This window comes from Mycobacterium sp. (assembly GCF_035570115.1).
Lineage (GTDB): Bacteria > Actinomycetota > Actinomycetes > Mycobacteriales > Mycobacteriaceae > Mycobacterium.
Genome location: NZ_DATMLH010000331.1, coordinates 1 through 18,503, shown reverse-complemented (window position 1 = coordinate 18,503; position 18,503 = coordinate 1). Strand labels below are relative to the sequence as shown.

The 18,503-nt window shown below is 65.0% G+C and carries 20 protein-coding genes; 12 read left to right on the top strand and 8 right to left on the bottom strand.

Annotated elements, in window-relative coordinates; translation table 11 throughout:
- Positions 1 to 144: 144 nt before the first annotated feature.
- On the top strand, positions 145 to 801 hold the full coding sequence (locus VNW74_RS31150; RefSeq protein ID WP_325684136.1) for a L,D-transpeptidase: 657 nt from the start codon (positions 145 to 147) through the stop codon (positions 799 to 801).
- A gap of 19 nt (positions 802 to 820) precedes the next feature.
- Here VNW74_RS31150 and VNW74_RS31145 read toward each other — a convergent pair whose 3' ends face one another.
- Together VNW74_RS31145 and VNW74_RS31140 are read right to left on the bottom strand one after the other, a co-directional pair.
- The gene (locus tag VNW74_RS31145) at positions 821 to 1,303 is read right to left on the bottom strand and encodes a nuclear transport factor 2 family protein (protein WP_414686829.1); all 483 of its coding nucleotides are present in this window, start codon (positions 1,301 to 1,303) and stop codon (positions 821 to 823) included.
- A gap of 4 nt (positions 1,304 to 1,307) precedes the next feature.
- A complete protein-coding gene (locus VNW74_RS31140) occupies positions 1,308 to 1,961 on the bottom strand; it encodes a TetR/AcrR family transcriptional regulator (protein ID WP_325684132.1) in 654 nt (217 codons plus the stop codon).
- A gap of 38 nt (positions 1,962 to 1,999) precedes the next feature.
- Here VNW74_RS31140 and VNW74_RS31135 point away from each other — a divergent pair, with 38 nt between their 5' ends.
- The 5 genes from VNW74_RS31135 (at position 2,000) to VNW74_RS31115 (ending at position 8,450) form a co-directional block, all read left to right on the top strand.
- Complete coding sequence (locus VNW74_RS31135; RefSeq protein ID WP_325684130.1) at positions 2,000 to 3,226, top strand: hypothetical protein; 1,227 nt, start codon at positions 2,000 to 2,002, stop codon at positions 3,224 to 3,226.
- A 276-nt stretch (positions 3,227 to 3,502) separates the two neighbouring features.
- Positions 3,503 to 5,404, top strand: coding sequence for an Hsp70 family protein (locus VNW74_RS31130; RefSeq protein ID WP_414686828.1), 1,902 nt, complete (start codon positions 3,503 to 3,505; stop codon positions 5,402 to 5,404).
- Positions 5,405 to 5,752: 348 nt separating this feature from the next.
- Positions 5,753 to 7,177, top strand: coding sequence for a DUF7159 family protein (locus VNW74_RS31125; protein ID WP_325684126.1), 1,425 nt, complete (start codon positions 5,753 to 5,755; stop codon positions 7,175 to 7,177).
- Between the two features lie 100 nt (positions 7,178 to 7,277).
- Positions 7,278 to 7,658 carry a hypothetical protein gene (locus VNW74_RS31120; RefSeq protein ID WP_325684124.1) on the top strand — a complete coding sequence of 127 codons (381 nt, stop codon included), beginning with the start codon at positions 7,278 to 7,280 and terminating at the stop codon, positions 7,656 to 7,658.
- An 84-nt stretch (positions 7,659 to 7,742) separates the two neighbouring features.
- Complete coding sequence (locus VNW74_RS31115; RefSeq protein WP_325684123.1) at positions 7,743 to 8,450, top strand: cutinase family protein; 708 nt, start codon at positions 7,743 to 7,745, stop codon at positions 8,448 to 8,450.
- Between the two features lie 2 nt (positions 8,451 to 8,452).
- On the opposite strand, the gene VNW74_RS31110 is transcribed toward VNW74_RS31115, so the two are convergent.
- Positions 8,453 to 9,409, bottom strand: coding sequence for an SDR family NAD(P)-dependent oxidoreductase (locus tag VNW74_RS31110; protein WP_414686831.1), 957 nt, complete (start codon positions 9,407 to 9,409; stop codon positions 8,453 to 8,455).
- Positions 9,410 to 9,440: 31 nt separating this feature from the next.
- Positions 9,441 to 10,655, bottom strand: a complete 1,215-nt coding sequence (locus VNW74_RS31105) for a cytochrome P450 (protein WP_325684119.1) — start codon at positions 10,653 to 10,655, stop codon at positions 9,441 to 9,443.
- 90 nt (positions 10,656 to 10,745) lie between these two features.
- Here VNW74_RS31105 and VNW74_RS31100 point away from each other — a divergent pair, with 90 nt between their 5' ends.
- Complete coding sequence (locus tag VNW74_RS31100; protein ID WP_325684117.1) at positions 10,746 to 11,375, top strand: helix-turn-helix domain-containing protein; 630 nt, start codon at positions 10,746 to 10,748, stop codon at positions 11,373 to 11,375.
- Between the two features lie 53 nt (positions 11,376 to 11,428).
- Positions 11,429 to 12,100, top strand: a complete 672-nt coding sequence (locus VNW74_RS31095; RefSeq protein WP_325684115.1) for a hypothetical protein — start codon at positions 11,429 to 11,431, stop codon at positions 12,098 to 12,100.
- A gap of 7 nt (positions 12,101 to 12,107) precedes the next feature.
- On the opposite strand, the gene VNW74_RS31090 is transcribed toward VNW74_RS31095, so the two are convergent.
- Together VNW74_RS31090 and VNW74_RS31085 are read right to left on the bottom strand one after the other, a co-directional pair.
- Positions 12,108 to 12,671: a TetR/AcrR family transcriptional regulator gene (locus VNW74_RS31090; RefSeq protein WP_325684114.1), complete on the bottom strand. Its 564-nt coding sequence runs from the start codon at positions 12,669 to 12,671 to the stop codon at positions 12,108 to 12,110.
- Entirely contained in the window at positions 12,668 to 13,231 is a 564-nt protein-coding gene (locus tag VNW74_RS31085; protein WP_325684112.1) for a TetR family transcriptional regulator, read from the bottom strand. Before VNW74_RS31085 ends, VNW74_RS31090 begins: the two co-directional genes overlap by 4 nt.
- A 455-nt stretch (positions 13,232 to 13,686) precedes the next feature.
- Between VNW74_RS31085 and VNW74_RS31080 the strand changes: the two genes are divergently transcribed.
- Genes VNW74_RS31080 through VNW74_RS31070 form a run of 3 tightly spaced genes read left to right on the top strand, consistent with a single transcriptional unit; the run spans position 13,687 to position 16,324 of the window.
- Positions 13,687 to 14,796 carry a type III polyketide synthase gene (locus VNW74_RS31080; RefSeq protein ID WP_325684110.1) on the top strand — a complete coding sequence of 370 codons (1,110 nt, stop codon included), beginning with the start codon at positions 13,687 to 13,689 and terminating at the stop codon, positions 14,794 to 14,796.
- A gap of 5 nt (positions 14,797 to 14,801) precedes the next feature.
- Positions 14,802 to 15,311 carry an isoprenylcysteine carboxyl methyltransferase family protein gene (locus VNW74_RS31075; RefSeq protein WP_325684108.1) on the top strand — a complete coding sequence of 170 codons (510 nt, stop codon included), beginning with the start codon at positions 14,802 to 14,804 and terminating at the stop codon, positions 15,309 to 15,311.
- Positions 15,308 to 16,324, top strand: coding sequence for an NAD(P)/FAD-dependent oxidoreductase (locus tag VNW74_RS31070; RefSeq protein WP_325684106.1), 1,017 nt, complete (start codon positions 15,308 to 15,310; stop codon positions 16,322 to 16,324). Before VNW74_RS31075 ends, VNW74_RS31070 begins: the two co-directional genes overlap by 4 nt.
- A gap of 8 nt (positions 16,325 to 16,332) precedes the next feature.
- Here the strand turns inward: VNW74_RS31070 and VNW74_RS31065 are convergent, their stop codons facing one another.
- Positions 16,333 to 16,599 carry a protealysin inhibitor emfourin gene (locus tag VNW74_RS31065; protein WP_325684104.1) on the bottom strand — a complete coding sequence of 89 codons (267 nt, stop codon included), beginning with the start codon at positions 16,597 to 16,599 and terminating at the stop codon, positions 16,333 to 16,335.
- A 34-nt stretch (positions 16,600 to 16,633) separates the two neighbouring features.
- Positions 16,634 to 17,707: a M4 family metallopeptidase gene (locus tag VNW74_RS31060; RefSeq protein ID WP_325684102.1), complete on the bottom strand. Its 1,074-nt coding sequence runs from the start codon at positions 17,705 to 17,707 to the stop codon at positions 16,634 to 16,636.
- A 261-nt stretch (positions 17,708 to 17,968) separates the two neighbouring features.
- On the opposite strand from VNW74_RS31060, the gene VNW74_RS31055 reads away from it, so the two are divergent.
- Entirely contained in the window at positions 17,969 to 18,481 is a 513-nt protein-coding gene (locus VNW74_RS31055; RefSeq protein ID WP_325684100.1) for a hypothetical protein, read from the top strand.
- The last annotated feature ends 22 nt before the right edge of the window (positions 18,482 to 18,503 follow it).

Sequence of the window (18,503 nt, the reverse complement as noted above, 5' to 3'; positions counted from 1 at the left end):
GGGATGCTGTGGGTGACGCATACGAACAATATCCGCGCAGCCAGCAACGACGTGTGACCAGCGCTTAGTCGCGGCCTCGCGGTGATCTGATCGACGCTAAACCTTGACTTGACGTCGGGATTGGTCGGCGTTGACCATGAAAGGGTGCGCCGACTGCTGGGTTCGCTGTGCGCTGCGGTTTGCACTGCTTTCGTCACCCTGGCGGCAGCTCCAACGGGTGGTGCAGTCGGCGCACCTTGGTTTGCCCCCTCTGTCGGCAACGCGACCCAGGTGGTTTCCGTTGTCGGAGTTGGCGGTTCGAACGCAAAACTCGACGTCTACCAACGTGACGCCGCAGGCTGGCAGCCGGTAGCGGCCGGCATACCGGCGCATGTCGGATCGGCTGGCCTTGCGCCGCAAGCCAAGAGCGGCTATCCGGCTACCCCGATGGGGGTCTACTCCTTACCGTTCGCATTCGGGACTGCACCCAATCCCGGTAGCGGCCTGCAGTATGTGCAAGTCGGGTCCAACCACTGGTGGAACGGCGATGACAACAGCCCGACTTTCAATACGATGCAGGTCTGCCAGAAAGCTCAGTGCCCGTTCGACACCGGAGCGAGCGAGAACCTCGAGATTCCGCAGTACAAACACGCGGTGGTGATGGGCGTCAACCCAAACCGTCTGCCGGGCAAAGGCGCTGCGTTTTTCTTCCACACCACCGACGGCGGCGCGACCGAGGGCTGCGTGGCGATCGACGACGCCAAGCTGGTGCAGATCATCCAGTGGCTGCGGCCCGGCGCGGTCATCGCGATCACCCAGTAAGCCTGAGTCACAACCGAATTCAGGCCAGAGCGTTACCGGGCCTCACCTTGAAGTCGAGGTTCGCCAACGACATCGTCGCATCATAGGTCCGGTCATATCCCGTCGCGCTGATCCGCCAACCATCGGCGGTGCGACGATAACGGTCGCGGTAGAAACCGGCACCGATCAGCATGAAGTTGAACTCGGCCACGATCACGCGGTCCTGCAGATACCAGACGCCGGTCGCCTCATCGCCGGTCACCGTGATCTCCGGATGAGTCACCCGGTGCTCGGTGATAACGCCCGGCCCCAGCGACGAGCGCATGAACTCGACCAGGTCGCCACGGTTGGTGAAGTGGTGCTCCTCGCCGAGCGACGACCCGTAGTCGCCGTTGACGTCGTCGGTCAGCGTGTCGGCGAAGTCGTCCCAGTGTTTGGTATCCAGTCCACGCAGATAGCGGTACTTGACCTGTTCGATCGCAGCGACGTCGGCGAGATATGCGGCGTGATCGTGAGGGCTCATCAGGTCATTGCAGCACACGCGCTCGCAGCGAAGATCCGGCGGTGAGGTAGTGGGAGACCATATCGATCAGGGCGCGTCGCTCGCGGTGCCAGTCGACCGAGGTGCCGACGATCATCTGCGCTAGCACCACACCTCGCAGCGTCGCCCAAATCACTTCGGCTACACCATCATTCGCCGGATCATCGGTGATCAATCTGCCCAGCTCGGTGATCGCTGAATTCATTTCAAGCAGGTGCTGCCGTGAGGATCCACCGGGGCCGCCGCGGTTGGCCCGCAAGATTTCGAAGGCCGCCATCGATGTCGGACTGCTGTAACAGCTCCACGCAGTGTCGACGACGACCTCGATGCGCTCCCGCAGCGGCAGTTCGCTGACGTCCGCTGACGACAGGCTGGCCAGCAACTTGGCCACGCCATCGTCGACGACGGCCATCAGCAAGCCGTTGCGGTCGCCGAAGTGGTATTGGATCACTCCCCAGGTCACGCCGGCGCGTTCGGCGACATGTTTGGCGGTCGCAGCGGCGAATCCCTCGTCCACGATGCAGCGGACCGTCTCATCGATGATTTTCGCGCGGGTGTCATCCCCGCGTTTGCGCGGCGCGTCCGTCCGTCGGGTGGGGCTGACGGACCGGCGTCGGTTCTGACCTGCGGCAACTGACATTGTTGACTTTATAACATAGTCAGCACTATTTTTGCACAGTGACTCAATCCCGCTACGCACAGCTGTCCCGCGCGGAACTGGCTGTGCTGGTGCCCGAGCTGTTGCTGATCGGGCACATGATCGACCGCTCCGGCATGGCGTGGTGCATCCAGGAATTCGGCCGCGAAGAGATGGTGCAGATCGCCATCGAGGAATGGGCCGGCGCCAGCCCGATCTACACCAACCGGATGCAGCGGGCGCTGAACTACGAAGGCGACGACGTGCCCACCATCTTCAAGGGTCTACAACTCGACATCGGCGCGCCGCCGCAATTCATGGACTTCCGCTACACCATCCACGACCGTTGGCACGGCGAATTTCACCTCGACCACTGCGGCGCCCTGCTCGACGTGGAGCCGATGGGCGACGAGTACGTCTTCGGGATGTGCCACACGATCGAAGACCCGACGTTCGACGCTACCGCGGTGGCGACCAATCCCCGCGCGCAGATGCGTCCCATCCATCGGCCACCCCGCATTCCGTCCGACCGGCATCCGCACTGCGCGTGGACCGTCATCATCGACGAGTCCTACCCGCCTGCCCAGAGCATCCCCGCGCTGGAGCTCGTCCGGCAAACCCGCGCTGCGACATGGGAACTCGATGCGATCGATCGCTCCGACGACGGATTGGCCGACTATTCCGGCCCACTGGTGTCCGACCTCGACTTCGGCGCCTTTTCCCACTCGGCGCTGGTGCGGATGGCCGACGAGGTGTGCCTGCAGATGCATCTGCTCTACCTGTCCTTTGCGGTCGCGGTCCGCGCACGCGCAGGCTCGAACACCGCGCTGGCCGCCTCGGTGGGTACCCGCCAGCTGATCGGCTTGGCCGGGCTCGGCGCCGAGCGCATCCACCGGGCGCTGTCGTTACCCGGTGGGATCGACGGCGTGTCGCGGGTTTTCGAATTGCATCCGCTGTTCAACCCGCTCGGCTACGTCAACGCGGAAACATCCGGTCAGCTGCGTGTCCATCAATCACCGGCCCACGACGATGCCGCCTGGATCTCGCTGTGCTCGCCGGAGTCGGTGCAGCCATTGCAGGCCATCGCCACCGCTGTGGACCCGCATATCGAAGTCCGAATCAGCGGGGGCAGTACCGACTGGACCGCTGAGCTATCCGAAACCGACACTGCGACAACGGAGCTATCTGAGGTGTCGATAGCCAAGGTCAGCGGCGGGTCGACGTTCCAATTCCAGCCGAGGCGATCACTGCCGCTGACAGTGGTGTGAAGCCGACCGAACCTGTCAAGACGTCGGCTGTATCACTTCGGTGACACAACCGCATCGAGGACATACCGATCAGGTTGTGCCCGACCGTCGTAGCGCGCCTGCGGTTATCGTTAACGCTGGCCACCGACCGCAATCGACGAAGGTATTCGCTTTATGTATGACCCGTTGGGGTTATCGATCGGGACCACCAATTTAGTCGCGGTCCGCAGCGGGAACCCACCCGTCTCGCGCCGCGCCGTGTTGACTCTTTTCCCTGATCGCTCACCGGAACTCGGTGTGCCAACGGAGGATACGGACGCTGCTGACACCGGCACATTGATGACGGGCTTCGTCGAGCGGGTCGGCGGGTCTAGTGCGATGACGTCCGCCGACGGATCGACCCATGACCCCGCGCTGTTGCTGGTGGAGGCCCTCGATGCATTGATCAATGCGAGTGGTGGGGATGCGGCGACGTCCAACATCACGATTGCCGTTCCCGCGCACTGGGAACCGCAAGCCCTGCGGGGACTGCAGGACGCGTTGTGCACACACGCCGGTTTCGTGCGGGGCGGGGTCTCGCCGCGGCTGGTTTCGGATTCCGTTACCGCGTTGACGGCGTTGAACTCCAATGACGGCCTGCCCGCCAACGGTGTGGTGGCCTTCCTGGACTTCGGTGGTTCGGGCACCAGCATCACACTGGCCGACGCCGCCGCGAGTTTCACCCCCATTGCCGACACGGTGCGCTATTCGGAATTCTCCGGCGACCTCGTTGACCAGGCGCTGCTCGTTCATGTGTTGGAGAACATCGGTCACACCGAAGGCGCCGATCCCGAGAGCACCGGCGTGCTCGGGCAGTTCGGCAATTTGCGAGACGAATGCCGTCTGGCCAAGGAGCGGCTTTCCGACGAGACGGTGACCGAGATGGTGGTTGAACTGCCGGGACAGCGTGCCAATGTCCAGGTGAGTAGAGCCGAGCTGGAGAGCCTGATCGACGATCGGCTGGGCGGCGTGCTCTCCGCGTTCGATGACATGTTGCGGCGCAGCAGAGTTCGCCGCAGAGATCTCGCAGCGGTGGCGATGGCCGGCGGCAGTGCCAAGATTCCGCTGGTGGCCCAGCGTCTTTCGGCTCATGTCAAGACCTCCGTGGTGACCGCCGTTCAGCCCGGGCTGGCCATGGCGGTCGGCGGGTTGATGCTCTCCGTGCGAAACCCGGTCGAGCGGCGGGAGGAGGACGAGCTCGAATCGACGACAATGGCCGCGATGGTGGGTGCGTCCACTGGGAGTTTCGCCGCGTCTACCGGTACCTTCACCGCGTCGACTGACACGCTCGGTGCCTCCACCGGCACGTTCGGCGTCCCCACCGGTGCGTTCTTCGAAGACCCGTCGGAGACGATTCATCAGTTGGCGTGGTCGGAGGCCGACGACTCGGCCAGCGAGCCGGTGGTCTACACCGGTGAGCCCTATGACGACGACGCCCGCGTTACCCCGTCTCAGTTGTTCCAGTTGCCGAAGGTTGACGAGCCGGAGGAGTCGTATCGCGGAAATCGCCTGCCGCAGCTGGTTTTAGGAGTCGCCGCACTGCTCTCGATGGCCGCCATCGGCGGGGTGGCATTCACGCTGACCAGCACGACCAGCCACCCCCCGGCACCGGCGCCCTCCAGCACCTCGGCCGTGCCGGCGCCACCGCCTCCCAGCTCCAAACCCGCGTTGCCGAACCTTCCGTCGCCGAGCCCGGTGCCGCCACCGCCTCCCAGCACCGCCCCTGCGGCCACTGTCGCGCCGCCCGTCACCAGCGAGGCTCCGCCGCCTCCGCCGCCACCACCGGTGACGACGACCTATCAGCCACCGCCAAGGACTCATCAGCCACCGCCGAGGACCACGCAGCAGGCAACGAGCACGACGCCCACGACACCGCCGCCAACCACCACCACGAGCAGCACGCCCACCACGACGCCGTCGCCGACCGCCGAGACGACGACCCCGACAACTACGGGGGTGCCGATGACGACGGAGTATTTGCGGCTGCCGTTCCTGCCGGTGCCGATACCGGTTCAGGTGCCTGACGGTCAAGGTGGTGCGAGCCAGCAGCCGCAGAGCCCTTATCAGCCGCAGAGCCCCTATCAGCCGCAGAGCCCATACCAGCCGCAAAGCCCCTATCAACCGCAGTACCCGTACGGGGGTGGCGGGTACGGCTACTAGACGTGGCGCAGAACCCGTATCTGAACCCGGGGTTCGGCTAACTGCTTCGGCGGTCGTTCCGCTGGTCGCGACTGAGGAGTTGAACCTGCGGGGTGGACTCAGCTATCTGTCGTCAGCTCGCCCAGTCGATTCCGGGCTACGTTTGGACACCTGACGAGTAGGGTGGAATTGCCGGGTCGGCCGCGGTTTGTGTGGCGTCGCTGCCGTCTCGGTATGACCTGCAGTTCATAGCGTCCAGCTAATCGGCGAAGTAACGCCGCATCTTGCTCTGGCGATGAAGTTTGTGGAGGGCCCGCGCGGTGCACTTCTCAGCCTAGACCGTGGCTAGCAAAGGGCTTTGGAGGAGTAGTGGACATCGTACTTGGTGTGTCGATGGCACCAACGACAGTCCGCATGGTGCTGGTCGAAGGTGAAAACGCCGACGGTGTCACCGTCGAGGAAGACACCTTCGAAGTCGTTGCCACGGACGGCGCGGCAACCTCGGGGGCACCCGAGCAGGTGATCGCCGCGATCCTCGGTACCCGGGAAGGCGCCGCTGAAGGCGGCTATCGGTTGATGTCGACTGGGGTGACCTGGACGGAGCCGACCGAGGTCGGCGCGCTACGCGACGCGCTGGCCTTCCGCGAGATGCGAAGCGTCATGCTGGTCTCACCGCTGCTCGCGGCGGCCGCGCTGACCCAGACGGTCGGCGATGCGATGGATTACGAGTACACCGCGCTGCTGTTTGTCGAGCCGCAAAGCGGAACCTTGGCCGTGGTCGAGACGACCGACGGTTCGATCGTCGATCTGCACCGACAGCGGGTGCACTGCGCTCGGCGCAGCGCCGAGGCAGTCACCGAGTTGGCGGCGATGGTCGCTGCCCTCGACGGGCTGGAGTCGAGGCCGGACGGCGTGTTCGTCGTCGGTTGCGGCGTCGATATCGTCCCCATCAAGCCGCAATTGGAAGCGACGGTCTCGATTCCGGTGAGCGCACCCGAGGAACCGGACATGGCGCTCGCCCGTGGAGCGGCGCTGGCATCGGCAAACGCGCCGTTGTTCGCATCGTCGACCGCTGCGCTGGCCTACGCGCAGGATCCGGGTACCGGTGAGGTGAACCCCAACGCGCTCGCTCCGGCGTATCTCGACGTCTCCGCCAACGCCCGGTTGGGTGACAGCGCCCTCGCCTACAGCGCCTTAGCGGACGAGGAAGTCGACGCGGGCCTCCGCGCGCACCGGCCGTTCCTGCTGGCGAGTAGTGGGGTGGTGGCGGCCATCCTCATCGGCATTGTGGCGCTGGCGATTTCGCTGGTAACCGATGTCGGGCCGATCGGCCAGCGAACCAGCCCCAGCCCCCGCGAAAACGCCGTCCCCACGAAGCAGGTGCCGGCGCCGCCGAGCGCGCACGCACCTGCAGTGGCCGCGCCAGCGTCATCCGCGCCGCCAGCAGCACCGCCGCCATCGGCCGCACCGCCTCCACCGCCGGCGCAGACGATCACGGCGCCGACTCCGGTGGTGCACCAGTTGCCGCAGCGGGCTGTGATCCCGAACCCGGTCTATCGGGCGCCGACTCGTCAAGCACCGGTCTACGTGCCGCCTCCCGCAGCAGACGAGGCGCCACCGCCGGCCGCGCCGCCACCGCCGCTGCCGGCGGCACCCCCGCCACCCCAGGCGGCCGAGCCCCCGCCCGCTCCTCCGGCGCCGCGGTTGCCGCCGATGGTGGTGTACCTTCATCTGCCGTTTGTCACGGTCCCGATTCCGATCAACCCGCCGCCGCCCCCGCCGCCAGGGCCGTAGCAGTCGGCGGCTGAATGCTGGGGGCGCGCAACTGCGCGTGGCGCAGTTCGCCCGTTATGCGCACACTGGTGTTATCGGTGTGAGCTGCCAGGAGGCCGCAATGGACGATAATGGTCGGTTTGGATTCGATCCCGACGACTTCGATCGAGTGTTCCGCGACGCGAGCGAGGGACTGCGCGAAGCATTCGAGGGGGTCAGCCGGTTTTTCATCCCGGGCGATCGGGCCGGATGGTCTGGGCTCCTCGAGGACGTGGCCCGGCGCATGCGCACCAGGCCGGAAACCGCCGGTGAGGCCGGTGACGGTGTCTGGGTGATCTACACCGTGAGCACCGACGGCGGCGCCCGGGTCGAAGAGGTGTACGCCACCGAACTCGATGCGCTGCGCGCGAACCAGAACAAGACCGATGCAACCCGCAGGGTCCGATTCCTGCCGTACGGCATCGCCGTCAGCGTGCTGGATGGTTCAGAGGAATCGACCTAACCGTCTGGCCCCGGTCATCGCACCGTGACGTGTGCGATCGGCATAACGGGGCATGTTCGGGGGTACAGGGCAACAATGTTGACCATGTGCCCGCGTCAGATCGCTCGTTTCGTCGTTGCCGCCCTGGTCGTCGCCGGGGGGTTGCTCATCGCACCCATCCCGATCGCGTCAGCGCAGCCATGCCCCGACGTGGAGGTGGTATTTGCCCGCGGTACCGGCGAGCCACCCGGTGTCGGCGGGATCGGAGAGCCATTCGTCGACGCGCTGCGCTCGCAAGTCGGCGCTAAGTCGCTCGACGTTTATCCGGTGAACTACGAAGCCAGCAGCGATTTCTCCGACCGCCTCCAGTTCGCCCAAAGCGTAGTCGACGGGATCAAAGACGCCGGCGGTCACATCCAGGCAACAGCGGCGAACTGCCCTAAGACCCGGATCGTGCTCGGCGGATATTCCCAGGGCGCGGTCGTGGCCGGTTTCGTCACGTCGGCTTCCATTCCACCGGGGATACCGGCTGAGTACATGTCCTTCCTACCCAAGCCGATGCCGCCGGAGATAGCCAACCATGTCGCCGCGGTGACCCTCTTTGGAAAGCCGTCGGCAGCGTGGTTGCAAAACTACGGCGCACCGGCGATCGTCATCGGCCCGCTCTATGTGCCCAAGACCATCGATTTGTGCGCTCCCGGCGACACCATCTGCGATGGCGATGCCGGTGGGGTGCCGAGCTTCGCGCACGCCGAATACCCGGCGAATGGCATGACGGCCCAAGCCGCGGATTTCGCCGCCGCTCATCTGTAGCGTCAGTCGGGCCGGTTCGCCATGATGGTCGCGAACAGCGTGCTCATCTCGTCAGCGGGACCGCTCGGCACGGTGTAGTCGGTGTCGGCGCGGATCTCGTCGAAGTGATCACGCACAGCCTCAACCGATAGCGCGGGACTGTAAAAGCCCTTCGTCCTGCCGATGAAGAATCGCGCGACATGTCCGGCGCCAACCGTGTAGATCTCTCCGGACACCGGGCAGTCCCGGTGCGTCAGGAAGGCCGCCACCGGAGCAACCAGGGCTGGGTCCAACTTCTGAAGGTATTGGGCCACAAGGTCGTCCAAGACCGCCTGCGCCGACGTGTCGCCCGGCTGACCGGCGCCGTCGATGGAGTGTGCCAGCATCCGCGTGTAGGCGATCGGAGCGATGGCATTGATTTTGATGTTGTGGTCGGCGCCTTCGGCGGCCAGCACGCGGGTTAAGCCGATGAGCCCGGTCTTGGCCGCGCCGTAGTTGCTCATCCGCTCGGCGCCCAGGATCCCGGCCGCAGAGCAGGTGTTGAGGATTCGGCCGTAGCGCTGCTCGCTCATCACCTTCCATGCCGGCCTGGTCACGTAGAAGGCGCCCTTCAGGTGCACATCCAACAGGGGTGCAAGCCGATCGGCGGTGACGTCCTCAAAGGGCGCGTCGCAGACGATGCCCGCATTGTTGATCACGATGTCCACTCGTCCCCAGCTGCGCAGGGCGGTGTCGATAATCGCCTGTCCGCCTTCGGGACTGGTCACGCTGTTGGTGTCGGCGACTGCCTCACCGTCCTGCCGGCGTATCTCCTCTGCGGCGGCGTGTGCAGCGTCGGTGTTCGAGCCAGTTCCGGTCACCGAACCGCCGGTGTCGTTGACGACGACGCGCGCGCCGCGCGATGCCAGCAGCAGCGCGTACTGCTTGCCCAGGCCTCCGCCGGCGCCGGTGATCACCGCAACCTGGCCGTCGAACCGCATGTCGTTTGTTGATGTCACTGAATCTCCAGAATCACCAGGTGACGGGCAGTTCTTTCATGCCGTAGATGTCGGCGTCTTTGAACTTCAGCTCATCCGGCTGGACGGCCAGTTGGAGCCCGGGTAGCCGGCGAGCCAGTGTGGCGAATGCAACTTGCATTTCCACACGGGCCAGGTTGGCTCCGATGCATTGGTGGACGCCGTAGCCGAAGGCTAAGTGCCCGCGGGCGTTTCGTTCGACGTCGAGCATCTCTGGACTGTCGACGAATTCGGTGTCCCAGTTTCCGGCGGGCAGGTTCATCAAGACCCAGTCCCCGGCACGGATCAGCTGACCGCCGATCGTCAGGTCTTCGATCGCCACCCGGTCCACTTGTGCGTGCACGATGCTGAGATAGCGCATGAGCTCTTCGACGGCGTTGGCGACCACGGCTTGGTCGTCAGTTCGGCCCAGCAGTTCGAAAGTATCGGGATTCTCCAGCAGCGCAACAGTTCCCAACGCAATCATGTTGGCTGTGGTTTCGTGGCCGGCTTGCATCATGATCACCGCGTTCATGGCGGCGGTCTCACGGCTGAGTTGGCCGGTCGCGACGTAGTCTGTGACGAGGCGGCTGATCAAGTCGTCGCCGGGTTCGTGCTCCTTGCGCTTGACCAGTTCCTCGATGTAGCCATACATCGCAGCGAAGCCATGCGCCTTTTGCTCGTCGGTCGACTTGGTGTCCAGTCCAACGGTTGTGTGGTGCTGAAAGAGCTCGAGGTCCTCGGGCGGCACACCGAGCAGCAGCGCGATCACCAACGACGGCACCGGTAAGGCGAAGTCGCGCACGATGTCGGCAGGCGGCCCGTTATCGATCATCGTGCCGAGGAAATGGTCAACCAATTCCTGAATCTGTGGCCGCATCGCTTCGGTACGCCGGAAGGTGAATTGGCCGGTCATCATCCGTCGCAACCGATGATGCTCGGGATCGTCGATCCGCGCGAAGATTACCGGGATGCCTTCGTCGCTGGACGGCCTCATCGAGGCCGAGATGGTGTCCGCGGACAGCCGCGGATCTACCAACGCGGCCCTGATGTCGTGGTAGCGGCTCACACTCCAGACCGGTCGCCCTCCCCACAACGCCCGTCGCAGCCCAGGCCCTTCCCGCCAGTTGACGAATTCAGGCGGAGGATGCAGGGGACAGTGCGCGGCGCGTTGGGCCGGTATGACCGGAAGCTCGGTCTCGGGGCGGGATTCGGAAGTTGTTGCCGTCACAAACGTTTCCTTATAAGTGTCAGTTGTCTGCCAATTATCGGAGCGTATGACCCAGCTGGTTGGCAGTCAACTGTCAGTTACGCTGTCGCTATGACCGCGGTTTCCGACCGACCGTTGCGGGCGGACGCCGCGCGCAACGCCCAGCGGATCCTGCGGGCGGCACGGGACGTCTACGACGAGCTGGGGCCGGAGGCACCCATCGAGGTGATCGCCCGTCGCGCAGGAGTCGGCGAGCGGACGCTCTATCGCAGGTTTCCGACCAAAGCCGAGCTGATCAGGGCTGCGCTGGATCAATGCATCGCCGAGGACCTCACGCCGACGATCGAGGCCGTCCGGCACGCCGATGACCCGTTGCGCGGCCTCGCCCAACTGATCGACGCGGCGATATCGCTGGGCGCTCGCGAACACAACCTGCTGACCGCGGCGCGCATGGCCGGGTCGCTGACCCCCGACATCTCGACCTCGCTGTATGAGGCGCTGAGCGAGCTTGCCCAGCGAGGCCAGCAGGCCGGTGTCGTCCGTGCCGACCTGGTCGACGACGATCTGCCGCGGCTGATCGCGATGCTGCATAGCGTGCTGTGGACGATGGATTCGAACAGCGACGGCTGGCGCCGCTACGTCGCGCTGATACTCGACGCCATATCGATCGACAAACGACGGCCCCTGCCCCCGGCCGGCGCTCTCCGTTTTGCGCCCGCGTCGAGCAGCTGGCCGATGTGACGGGTCGTTATCCGTTCGTGACTATTTCTTGATTTGCCCGTAAGCTGCGTGCCGTGGGTCGTCACCGATTAGCCAGCAGCCGGCGAAAAGCGCCGGTCGCAGTGGCTGTGGTGGCGGCTCCGGCCGCCGCTTTCTTTGCCCTCGGTGGCAGTGCATATCAATCCACCCCCCGCAGTGACGCCGATTCGGTTGCTGGGGCGGCTGCGCCGTGCTGCCTACAGGTCTTGGCGGGCGCACCGGCGTCGTCGTCGTGGGCTCCGTCCAGCGTGACCGCCGGCCCCGGTGACATGCAGCCGGCGTCGAGAGCATCGCGATGGCGCGTGGCGCCAAAATATGTCCCGCAGCTGTTGCCCGTAGGCCGCGCTCCGGAGCGCGGCCTGCAGGTCAAGACGATTTTGGCCGCTCGCACTATCAGTGCGGTGTTCCCCGAGATCACGAACATGGGCGGAGTTCGGCCGGACGCACTGCCATGGCATCCGCGGGGTTTGGCGATCGACGTGATGATCCCTAATCCCAGTAGCGCCGCGGGAATCGCGCTCGGCAACCAGATCGTCGCGTTCGCGCTGAAGAATGCGGGCAGATTCGCGTTGCAAGATTGCATCTGGCGGGGCACTTATTACACCCCGAGTGGGCCATCAGGATCGGGCTACGGCCACTACGACCACGTCCACATCACCACCCATGGCGGCGGATACCCCACCGGCGGCGAAGTCTACGTTCGCTAGTCGTGAGCTACGGCGCTGCCGGTCCGGTGAGCAGCTGCCGAATCACCGGCGCAGCCCAGCGACAGAGTTCCTCGCGGCTCAGGTTGGCCACCGGCGGATTCACCAGCACATAGCGGGTCATCGCAAGCCCGATGACGAAGGCGCCGGTTAGCCCTGCCCGCTGCACGGGATGGTCCGGAGTGGCGCTGATCAGCTTGGGCGCGATCTGTCGTGCGAACACCTGCCGCAATGTCTCGGCCGCGAGCTGGCTCGTCATGGCCGCCCGCAACAGCGCCACGAACGTCTCGTCTTCCTCCCATACCGCGAAGAATCGGTCTAACAAAATATTCGCGACCTCGTCGGGGTCAACGCCCGACAGATCTGGCAGCTCGATCGCGAAATCGGCTGCTGCTGCGAACAAGTTCTGCTTGCTGCCGAAGTAGCGGATCACCAGCGCTGCATCCACACCGACGTCCGCCGCGACGGCGCGCAAGGTCGTGCGTTCATATCCTTCAGCCCCGAAACGGCGACGTGCCGCCGCCAAGATGTCGGCGCGAGTTCGACTGGCGTTGCGAGGTCGCACCGTTGTCACGTCGGCGCCGGCCCAACCAGCAGCTGACGAAAGACCGGAGCGGCCCAGCGGCTGAGTTCCTCGCGGGTGAGGTCGGCCACCGGCGGGTTGGCGAGCACGGATCTGGTTGCGGCAAGGCCGATCACGAACGCGTCCGTCACTGCGATGCGCTTCATGTGGTTGTCCGGGGTGGCGCCCATCAGTGTGGGCGCGACATGGGTGGCCAGCGTCTCGTTCAAGGTATCGGCGGCAACCCGGCTGGTCATCGCCGCGCGCAACAGCGCCAGGAAGGCCTCGTCGTCCTCCCATACCGCGAAATAACGCGGCAGCAGCATGTCCGCGATGTCGTCTGGGTCCGCACCCGACAGGTCGGGCAGATCGATCCTGAATTCGGTGGCGGTCGCGAACAAGTCTTGCTTGCTGCCGAAGTAGCGGATCACCAGCGCCGCATCCACCCCGACATCTGCGGCGATAGCACGCAACGTGGTGCGCTCGAACCCCTCCGCCGCGAATCGGCGGCGCGCCGCGGCCAGGATGTCGGCCCGCGTCTGAGCGGCATCGCGGGGGCGGGTCTCCGGCATCATGAAACCTTATATGTCATCCGCTGTTGACAACCGGTCGGGGTGCGCGTAGCTTCCAAGTCACCGACTGTTGACAAAAGTCATCGGCCGTTGAAATAGGTTTCACGCAGAGCAGGTGGTCCCCATGGCCGGAGGCATCGGACGGGCCGGCACCGCAAGTTCCGGGACCGCGAGGAAGAGACATCGGGCGGGCATTGCAACCCACTGCCGCCCGATTGATGGGCCTCAGACCGAACCAAGTAGCAGCCGCGCTCGTGTTAGTGGCGAGGGCGTATGCGGCCCCGGGTTCGCACAACCCGTGGCCATTGCTGGTGGGGGCCCGCACCGCTTCCCCGATCTCGATCGGGGACAGCAAAGACGCGCCGTCCGTGTGCCGAGGGGCCACGTGGACAGCACGACATGCCAAATGCGGCGACGACGCCGGCAAGGAACACGCTCAGAGAAGGGTTAGTAACGTGACACAGTCATTGAGCCGCAAAGATTTTGGTGCTCACACCGCTGGCAGCGTCATCGCCGGTGTGCAGGGTGCACTGCCGGAGTATCGATACGCGCAGAGCGAGATCACCGAGTCGCTCGCCGCGTTGCCGGCTTTCCATGGACGCGAAGACATCCTGCGGAAGCTGCACGCGAGCTCCAAGGTCAACAGCCGCTACCTGGTGAGGCCTCTCGAGGAGTACGGGTCGCTGACCGACTTCGGCGTCGCGAACAACATCTTCATCGAGAATGCGGTGGAACTTGGTTGTGCGGCGCTGACGGCGGCGCTCGATGAAGCGGGATTGCAACCGCAGGACGTCGATGTCATCTTCTCGACAACGGTCACCGGTATCGCCGTTCCGTCCCTCGACGCTCGCATCGCTTCTCGGTTGGGGCTGCGACCAGATGTGCGGCGCGTGCCGTTGTTCGGTCTGGGCTGCGTCGCAGGGGCTGCGGGTGTGGCCCGGCTCAACGACTACTTGCGAGGTGCACCCGACGACGTCGCGGTCTTGGTCGCCGTCGAGCTGTGCTCGTTGACCTTCCCCGCGGCGGCCGGAGGTTCGATAGCCAGCCTCGTCGGCACCGCTCTGTTCGGCGACGGTGCCGCGGCGGTGGTCGCCGTCGGCGAACGGCGCGCTGACAAGATCGGTGCCGCGGGCCCGGACGTCCTGGGATCCCGTAGCCATCTCTACCCCGACTCGCAAAACACGATGGGCTGGAACGTCGGCTCCACCGGATTTGGCCTCATCCTTTCTCCGGACGTCGCGACCGTCGTCGAGCAGTATCTGCCCGAAGACGCCACCAGGTTCCTTGCCGCACACGGTTTGAAGATCGCCGATGTTCCTACCTGGGTGAGCCATCCCGGTGGCCCGAAAGTCATCGAGTCGATCGTCGGCTCACTCGGATTGCCCGACGACGCACTCGAATTGACGTGGCGTTCGCTCAGCGAGGTCGGCAATCTCTCGTCGGCGTCGGTGCTGCACGTGTTGCGCGACACCATCGCCAAACGCCCGGCCGCGGGAAGCCCTGGGCTGATGATGGCAATGGGCCCCGGCTTCTGCTCCGAACTCGTGATGCTGCGCTGGCGCTGATATCGATGAACTGGTATTTGCTGTTGATCGGCGCGGTCGCCGTCGAGCGCCTGGCCGAACTCGTGGTGACCCAACGTAACCGCGCCTGGAGTCAGGCGCACGGCGGCGTCGAATTCGGCGCCGGACACTATCCGGTGATGGTGGCGCTGCACACCGGGCTGCTGGTGGGATGTTTGGCCGAGCCGATCGTGTTGCATCGTCCGTTCGTTGCAGTGCTGGGCTGGCCGATGCTCGCGATTGTCGTCGCCGCACAGGCATTGCGCTGGTGGTGCATCAGCACCCTGAAGCACCAGTGGAATGCCCGGGTGATAGTGATACCGGGCGCGACGCGGATCACCGGCGGCCCGTATCGCTTTCTGCCTCACCCGAATTACGTCGCGGTGATCGCCGAAGGCTTTGCGCTGCCGTTGGTGCACACCGCATGGATAACCGCGCTGGTGTTCTCGGTTCTCAACGCGGTCCTGCTGCGGACGCGAATTCACACTGAAAACGCTGCGCTTGTGAGCCTGGGATGATCGATCTCCTGGTCGTCGGCGGTGGCCCGGCCGGATTGGCCACTGCGATCAACGGCGCCAAGGCCGGCTTGGAAGTCGTCGTCGTCGAAAAGCGCGCCGGAGCCATCGACAAGGCCTGCGGTGAAGGGCTGATGCCACACACGCTGCGGCACTTGGAGTCTCTCGGCGTGAACCCGCACGGCAAGCCGTTCCGGGGGATCAGTTACTGGGACGGCACCCGACACGTCAACGCGCCATTCAGTCGTGGCGCTGGACGCGGCGTACGCCGAACCGTGCTACACGGCGCGCTTCTCGACGCTGCCGCCCGCGCGGGCGTGCGGATCTGCCAGGATGAAGTGGGTGAGATAACCCAAGACGCGACGTCTGTCCACGCTGGGGATTGGCGGGCACGCTACCTCGCCGCCGCCGACGGGCTGCACTCGCCGATCCGCCGGTCGTTGGGCCTGGAACAACCGAGCCCGGGTGCGCGTCGGTGGGGCATCCGACGGCACGTGCGAACCGCGCCGTGGTCGGACTACGTCGAGGTGCATTGGGCGCCCGATGCTGAGGCGTACGTGACGCCGATTGCCGATGACTGCGTGGGCGTAGCGGTGCTGAAGTCACGTCGTGGTGGATTCGATTCCCACCTCGCGGAGTTTCCCGCGTTGCGGGATCGGATCGAGGGCCTGCCGCATGAGCCCGATCGGGCTGCCGGGCCGCTGCGCCAACGGGTTTCAAGCCGAGCTGCAGGCCGGATTCTGCTAGTCGGTGACGCTGCGGGCTACGTCGATGCGCTCACCGGCGAGGGTCTCGGCCTGGCCTTCGGTGCAGCCGAGCTGTTGGTGAAAGCTGTTGTCGCGGAACGCCCGGACACCTACGACCGCCAATGGCGCCATATGACGCGGCGTTATCGAATGCTGACCGCGGCCTTACTTCAGGTGAGCGGCTCTCCGCCGATACGGGCGCACATCGTGCCGGCCGCGGCGGCAATGCCGGCCCTCTTCACGGGAGTCGTCAACCTGCTTGCGCAGTGAGAAGCCGGTCAGATCTCGGGCGTGACAACACTTGCGACCGCACTGGGTAGCACGCTTTCGGGAATCTCGCGGGTAGTGCTGCCCAACGCGTTTTCGCGCGTCACGACGTAGGTGTAGCGGTCAGCTCCGGGATCCCTGGCGAATGGTTCGTCGCGGTCGAGGAGCTGTTCCAGTGTTTTGCGATCGTCAGGATGCAGTGCGTCACCATTGATGGCGCCACTGGCCTTCAGGCCGGCGAAGCCGCCACGTCGCTCGATGATGTAGCGATCCTGCATTGCTGTGCCTCGATCGTCCTGGCTTGACAACGGGTCAGACGGAGATGTCGGCCTCTGGAATGCCGACTCGTGTCCATGCGTCGTCCACCCCACGATATACGTTGGTATCGCTGGGGAATAGAGATCTGGCGGCGGCGCGGGTTAGCGTGGCGAACTCTGCCATCCCCGTCGACGCGTGAGCTTTAGGACTAGTCAGCGCCGCATACCAGACTTTTCCGGCCTTTTCCCAGGAGCGTCCACCGATAGTCAGCGCCGCGAGGTAGAAGGCGTGATTTGGGATGCCGCTGTTCTCGTGCGGATCCCCATCGGGAATGTAGTCGCTGTAGTGCGACGGCTGCGGCGACATGCAGTGTTGAGAGCGCGGTTGAGCCATGTTGCGCAGGCACGTGTAGCCTTTCGCAATTGCGGCCGGGCCGAGCACCGCTGCGCCGATAAGCCAGTCCGCTTGCGCGGCGGTCTGCTTCCTGCGCCATTGATGAAACATCGCACCGAATACATCGGAGATGCTCTCGTTGAGAGCACCTGGCTCGCCGGTGTAGTCGAGGCCCGCGGTGAATTGGGTAACGCCGTGCGTTAACTCGTGGCCGATCACGTCATCCGCTTTTGTGAAGTCGGTGAATACTTGGCCATCCCCGTCTCCGTACGTCATCTGAGCGCCATTCCAGAAGGCGTTGTCGTAGCGCACCCCGTAGTGAATCGACGACATCAGTGTCATGCCGGCATCGTCAACCGAGTTCCGCCCAAAGCACTGCCGATAGAAATCGACGACGGCGTGGGTTGTGTCGAAGGCGCGGTTCGCTGTGATGTCCGAGCTGCTGCCCGGATTCGCGACGGGCGAGCCGGGCAGCGATCGAGTGTTTTTACAGTCGTAGACCGTTACCGCTGGTACAGACGCCAGCACACCGGCAACTTGCAAGGTGGTGATTCCGGTGGCAAGCAGACTCGCCTGCACCGCCTCGGTCTGGGCGTTTCGCAGCCGTCGCCACGCTTCCTCGACCGCGACACAATCGTTTATCGCCTGTCGCGACTCTGCCGGGATCGATTGGTCCTCGGCGAGCCTGCGTAGCACAGCTGTCGGAATGATGAAGCGACCGCTACGAGCGCACATGAGCCAACTCCTCTGAGAACGCACAGTTTAACCGGACGTCGAGGCGGAGTTCGGTATTGGAGGTTCCGCGGAGCTGCGCCCTTCGTCGGGGGACTAACGCCAGCCAAAAGTCACCATCGCGTCACCATTCGAGAACGGTTCTGCGGCGCGGGTCGTCTTCAAGATCAACTCCGTGAACAATTGCGTCATTGTCTAATACGACTCAGGTACGACCATGCGGTCTTGCTGCACCTTTTGGGCGAATAAAGGAGCTGACGTTTGATGGCGATCTTTGATCGGCTCGGTATCAAAGTTGTTGCCGGCGTCGGGTTGTGCGGGGCCGCCATGGCGTTGAGCCCGGACGCTGCGGCTAGCCTGCTGAAAATAGGTGGCTATTCGTGCGTCCAGGGAATTGCGGGCGAAACTGCGCCGGCGGCGGTCGCCGGCGGACCGGTGGTCGCGCCGGTGTGCGTTGCGCCTGCGCCTGCTGGTGCGGCATTCTCCGGTGCGGCTGGTCCTGCCGCCGCTGCTCCGGTGCCGGCCGGTGCTCCGGCGGGCGCGGGCGCCCCAGTGCCGGTTGGTGCTCCGGTTCCGGCCGGCGCGGGTGCCCCAGCGCCGGTTGGCGGTCCGGCGGGTTTGCCCTTCGGTGCTCCGGTGATAGCTGGTGCTCCGGCGCCTGGGGGCGCTTTACTCACTGGCGTGGGTGGCCCTGCGGGTAAGGACGCGCCGACAGGTACGACGCCGACTGGCGGTCCTGCGCCCGGTCAGCCGATTCTGCCTGGCCCTCTGGAGTGACGACCGGTCGTTGAGTCAAGCC

Excerpts from the sequence above, each read along its gene's own strand:
- VNW74_RS31145 (WP_414686829.1), bottom strand. The coding sequence starts at position 1,303 with ATGAGCCCTCACGATCACGCCGCATATCTCGCCGACGTCGCTGCGATC.
- VNW74_RS31055 (WP_325684100.1), top strand. The coding sequence starts at position 17,969 with ATGGCGATCTTTGATCGGCTCGGTATCAAAGTTGTTGCCGGCGTCGGG.
- VNW74_RS31110 (WP_414686831.1), bottom strand. The coding sequence starts at position 9,409 with ATGCGGTTCGACGGCCAGGTTGCGGTGATCACCGGCGCCGGCGGAGGC.
- VNW74_RS31140 (WP_325684132.1), bottom strand. The coding sequence starts at position 1,961 with ATGTCAGTTGCCGCAGGTCAGAACCGACGCCGGTCCGTCAGCCCCACC.
- VNW74_RS31075 (WP_325684108.1), top strand. The coding sequence starts at position 14,802 with ATGAACTGGTATTTGCTGTTGATCGGCGCGGTCGCCGTCGAGCGCCTG.
- VNW74_RS31065 (WP_325684104.1), bottom strand. The coding sequence starts at position 16,599 with ATGCAGGATCGCTACATCATCGAGCGACGTGGCGGCTTCGCCGGCCTG.
- VNW74_RS31120 (WP_325684124.1), top strand. The coding sequence starts at position 7,278 with ATGGACGATAATGGTCGGTTTGGATTCGATCCCGACGACTTCGATCGA.
- VNW74_RS31100 (WP_325684117.1), top strand. The coding sequence starts at position 10,746 with ATGACCGCGGTTTCCGACCGACCGTTGCGGGCGGACGCCGCGCGCAAC.
- VNW74_RS31070 (WP_325684106.1), top strand. The coding sequence starts at position 15,308 with ATGATCGATCTCCTGGTCGTCGGCGGTGGCCCGGCCGGATTGGCCACT.
- VNW74_RS31085 (WP_325684112.1), bottom strand. The coding sequence starts at position 13,231 with ATGCCGGAGACCCGCCCCCGCGATGCCGCTCAGACGCGGGCCGACATC.
- VNW74_RS31115 (WP_325684123.1), top strand. The coding sequence starts at position 7,743 with ATGTGCCCGCGTCAGATCGCTCGTTTCGTCGTTGCCGCCCTGGTCGTC.
- VNW74_RS31060 (WP_325684102.1), bottom strand. The coding sequence starts at position 17,707 with ATGTGCGCTCGTAGCGGTCGCTTCATCATTCCGACAGCTGTGCTACGC.